Genomic DNA, 4450 nt, shown 5'->3' on the forward strand with positions numbered 1-4450 from the left:
CCGCTCTAAATGAAGCATTTGCGGCTAAAGAACCTGAAGATGTCACAGCTTTATTGAAGTTAACGGGAATGACCCTAGTCAGCAAAGTTGGAGGAGCTTCAGGGCCTTTATACGGTTCCGCTTTTATCAGCATGGCAAAAGCCAGTCAAGACAGCACAGACTTAGCCACTTTATTGGAAGCTGGGCTTGATGGTATTCAAAAAAGAGGAAAAGCTGAAGCGGGTGAGAAAACGATGGTTGATGAATGGGTTCCAGTGGTTGAAGCGGTCAAAGCTAAAAATTTAACGACTGATTTAATTGAAGACAGTGTGCAAAAAACTAAAGAGATGAAAGCAACTAAAGGGCGTGCTTCTTACTTAGGCGAGCGTTCTGTCGGACACATTGATCCTGGGGCCATGTCCAGCAGCTATCTTTTTAAGACTATGATGGAAGCTGGTGTATATGATGAGTAAAGAATATGGTGTTTTATTGGTTTCGCATGTAGAAGGCTTGGCAAATGGAGTTGCGACTTTATTAAACGAAGTAGCCAAGGAAGTGACGATTAAAACTGCCGGAGGAACGTCTGAAGGAGAGGTCGGTACCAGTTTTGATAAAATTGAAGCAGCCTTAAATTCATTTGAAGAAGATAAAATTGTTGCTTTTTATGATTTAGGCAGCGCCAAAATGAATTTAGAGCTAGCAATTGAAATGTCTGATAAACAAGTTACTTTTTATGACGCTGCTTTTGTTGAAGGAGCTTATACAGCTGCTGCTTTACTGCAGGCAGAAGCCCCGCTTGAAGCCGTTGAAGACCAATTGAAAGCATTGGTCGTAAAATAACCGACAATTTGTTTTAATTTAATTAAAGACCAAATACCCCGTCCTTCGTTTGAAGGGCGGGGTATTTGATAGAATAAGAGCTTTTTATAGTTGGGTGGCTGGAATCAATAAATATAAGAGCGCTGCAAGAACTCCACCAATAATCGGGCCAACGACTGGAACCCATGAATAGCCCCAATCAGAATTTCCTTTGTTTTTAATCGGCAATAACTGATGTGCAATTCTTGGTCCTAAATCACGTGCTGGATTAATGGCATAACCAGTGGATCCGCCTAAGGATAGACCAATCGAAACAATTAAGAGACCGACAACAATTGGATTCAATCCATCTGTAAAGTCGCCTCTCGTAAAAACTAATAATGAAAACACTAAAACAGCCGTTCCTAAAATTTCACTGAACACATTCCAAATGGTATTTCTGATTGCCGGTGCAGTCGAGAAGACACCTAAAATAGTTGCTGGATCTTTGGTTTCTTCCCAATGAGGGTAATAATTCAACCAAACTAAAGTCGCTCCTACAACGCCGCCCGCGATTTGAGCAATACTGTAAGGCAGTACTAATGACCAGCTGAATTCCCCTGCAACAGCCATTGCAATTGAAACGGCAGGGTTCAAATGTGCCAAGCTTAAGAAGCTGGAAGCATAAATACCTAATGTTACAGCTGCTCCCCAGCCAAGTGCAATAGTGACCCAACCCGCGTTTTCACTTTTTGATTTCCGCAAAGAATTGGCGGCTACAACACCGTCCCCCATTAATACTAAAACCAAGGTACCAATAAATTCTCCGAGCATTTGCAACCAAACGGATGTATCCATTTTCTATTTCTCCCTTCTATTCTACATTTTTTGAAAGATTAAAGGCGTTGATTTTTTCTTCCAATTCAGCTGTCAAAGCCTTTTTGGTCGATTTATCCAGTTATAGAACCGTGCCCTTTCTTCAATGGCAGGCATTTTAATTTCTCTATATTGGCTGTTCTTATCTTTACTGAAAACAGCATACAGATCATCCCTTTTCTTTTATCTACTTGTTGACAGGCGAGGGACTACTCAACTTTTCTTCTCAATGGTTTGTGTTTAAAAGCTTGTGTGGCAGCTACTGCTTCTTTCCAGCCATCATAAAGATTTTCACGAAGATCTTCTGCCATTTCTGGTTCAAACACCCCATTACTTTCCCAATATTCTTTAATTTCTGCTTGGTCTTTCCAAAAACCAGTAGCCAATCCGGCTAAATACGCAGCTCCTAAAGCAGTCGTTTCATTAACTTTTGAACGTTCAATAGTGGTTCCTAAAATATCGGCTTGGAATTGCAATAAGAAATTATTCATTGCTGCTCCGCCATCGACCCGCATTGTTTTTGTTTCAATACCAGAGTCTTTATTCATTGTTTCAATAACATCTCTTGTTTGATAAGCCAATGATTCCAATGTAGCTCTTATCATATGTTCTTTTGTTGTTCCGCGCGTAATCCCGAAGAAAGCACCACGTGCATCTTGATCCCAATAAGGAGCTCCCAGACCAACAAAAGCTGGAACCATATAGACATTTTCTGCAGAATCAACGCGTGTAGCATACTCTTCAGATTGTGGAGATTCTCTAAAGAACCGCAACCCATCGCGTAGCCATTGGATAGCTGAACCCGCTACAAAAATACTTCCTTCTAAGGCATACGTAATTTCACCATTCAAGCCATAGGCAATGGTTGTTAAAAGACCATTTTCAGATTTGATCGGTTCTTTGCCGGTATTCATAATGATAAAGGCCCCGGTTCCGTAAGTGTTTTTAACCATTCCTTTTTCGTAGCCTGTTTGTCCAAATAAAGCGGCTTGCTGGTCTCCTGCGATACCGGCAATTGGCACTTCAGCACCATAGAAATGATAAGGTTTTGTGTGACCGTAAACTTCTGAAGAAGATTTAACTTCGGGCAGCATTTCTCTTGGAATATCCAATAATTCTAAGATGTCAGTGTCCCACTCTAAATCATAAATATTGAATAACATTGTCCGGCTGGCATTCGTATAATCGGTTACATGAACTTCTCCGCCAGTGAGTTTCCAAATCAGCCACGTATCAATCGTTCCAAATAACAACTCACCATTTTTAGCCCGTTCTCTTGAACCTTCGACTTGGTCTAAGATCCATTTCACTTTAGTTGCTGAAAAATAAGAGTCAATAATTAAACCGGTCTTTGCTTGAATCATTTCTTTATGCCCGTCAGCTGTCAATTGATCTGCGATTTCAGATGTTTGTTTGGATTGCCAAACAACTGCATTGTAAATCGGCTTTCCAGTTTCTTTATCCCAGATTACCGTTGTTTCACGTTGGTTGGTAATTCCTAAACTATCTATTTCTTGCGGTTTCAATCCCGATTCGATCAATACTCCCGCAATAACCGTAAGCGTAGACAGCCAAATGTCATTCGCATCATGTTCTACCCAGCCTGGTTGAGGAAAGTGTTGTGTAAACTCTTTTTGTGAAGACCATAAAGGTTGTCCTTTTTTATCAAAAATAATGGCTCGCGTACTCGTTGTTCCTTGATCGACTGACATAATGTATTTTTTTCCCATTTCTTTACCTCCTATTTTATAAGCGCTTTCACAAAACTGTGCTCTTCCACTTTAATGCTAAATTTCATTATTGTAAAGGCTTATGTCTTGCATGGTTAAGCGGTTTCCAATAGAAAAGATAGAAGAAATGCAGACTTGCTGCTTTCCTTCTATCTTTTTTTCTATGGTCATTTTTCAGCTGAGATCCAAGCCCATTTGTAACTGTCTGGACCGAAAACCCGTCTATACATATCTTGAACTTGCGGACGCAATAAATAAGATTCAGCTGATTGATACAATGGAGCTAAGGCTGCGTCTTCACCAAGGGCAACTTTTTCAATCTCCACTAACGTATCCCAGCGCGCCTCATCGTTATTATAGGTTGCTTTAGCTTTATCTATTAACGCATCTACTTCAGGATTTGAATAGTTCATGCGGTTAATATCTGTATCAAAACGCTCAAGGTAGTTGATTGGATCAGCAAAATCAGCGACCCATGAGTTAACAGCCATATCATACGTTCCTTTACGAACCGTATCTAGTTTCATTGAAAATGGCATACTTCTTAACTTAATGGTTAAGCCTGGTAAGTTCTTTTCTAACTCGCTTTGTAAAAATTCAGCTAATCGTTTAGAACTTTCTGTATCAGAAGTGATCAATTCTAATTCTAACTGGTCCTTGCCTAATTCAGCTAATCCGGTTTCCCAATCTTTTTCGGCTTTTTCTATATCATACGAAAGAACATCTCCGGCATCTTCTCGGTAATCAGCATCTGTCTTCGGATTGTTTGCCAATCCAGCAGGAACAAATCCATCAATCAGATCAGAACCATCTTGTAAAACACTGTCAACATACGCTTTTTTGTCAACTGCTGAAGCGATGGCCATCCGGATATGTGGATTGTTCAGAGGGGTCGCTTCGCCATTATTAAGATTATTCATTTCAATATAAAATGTAACTGCTTGTAAAGTTGTGACAATATCGGGATCATTTTTGTACTGTTCGACAAATGAGCCAGTCAAGGTAGCGATATCGGTATTGCCGTTTTCATACAAATTCAACTCAGTTGAGACTTCTTTGATCACGTT

At 40.1% G+C, this 4450-nt stretch carries 5 protein-coding genes; 2 read left to right on the plus strand and 3 right to left on the minus strand.

The features are described from left to right. Positions 1-452: dihydroxyacetone kinase subunit DhaL (dhaL, locus tag RT405_RS07420; protein WP_313468832.1), on the plus strand; the 452-nt coding region annotated here is incomplete at its 5' end. Next, positions 445-819, plus strand: a complete 375-nt coding sequence (gene dhaM, locus RT405_RS07425) for a dihydroxyacetone kinase phosphoryl donor subunit DhaM (RefSeq protein ID WP_313468842.1) — start codon at positions 445-447, stop codon at positions 817-819. The genes dhaL and dhaM, both read left to right, overlap by 8 nt. An 84-nt stretch (positions 820-903) precedes the next feature. Here the strand turns inward: dhaM and RT405_RS07430 are convergent, their stop codons facing one another. The 3 genes from RT405_RS07430 to RT405_RS07440 form a co-directional block, all read right to left on the minus strand. Continuing rightward, positions 904-1635 (minus strand): MIP/aquaporin family protein, encoded by a 732-nt coding sequence (locus RT405_RS07430; protein WP_313468834.1) that lies wholly within the window; start codon positions 1633-1635, stop codon positions 904-906. Positions 1636-1862: 227 nt separating this feature from the next. After that, a complete protein-coding gene (glpK, locus tag RT405_RS07435) occupies positions 1863-3383 on the minus strand; it encodes a glycerol kinase GlpK (RefSeq protein ID WP_313468836.1) in 1521 nt (506 codons plus the stop codon). A gap of 167 nt (positions 3384-3550) precedes the next feature. Beyond that, a partial coding sequence (locus RT405_RS07440; RefSeq protein WP_313468838.1) for a peptide ABC transporter substrate-binding protein occupies positions 3551-4450 on the minus strand: 900 nt, incomplete at its 5' end.

It is taken from the genome of Carnobacterium sp. (genome assembly GCF_032094055.1).
In the GTDB taxonomy this organism is placed as follows: Bacteria; Bacillota; Bacilli; order Lactobacillales; family Carnobacteriaceae; genus Carnobacterium_A.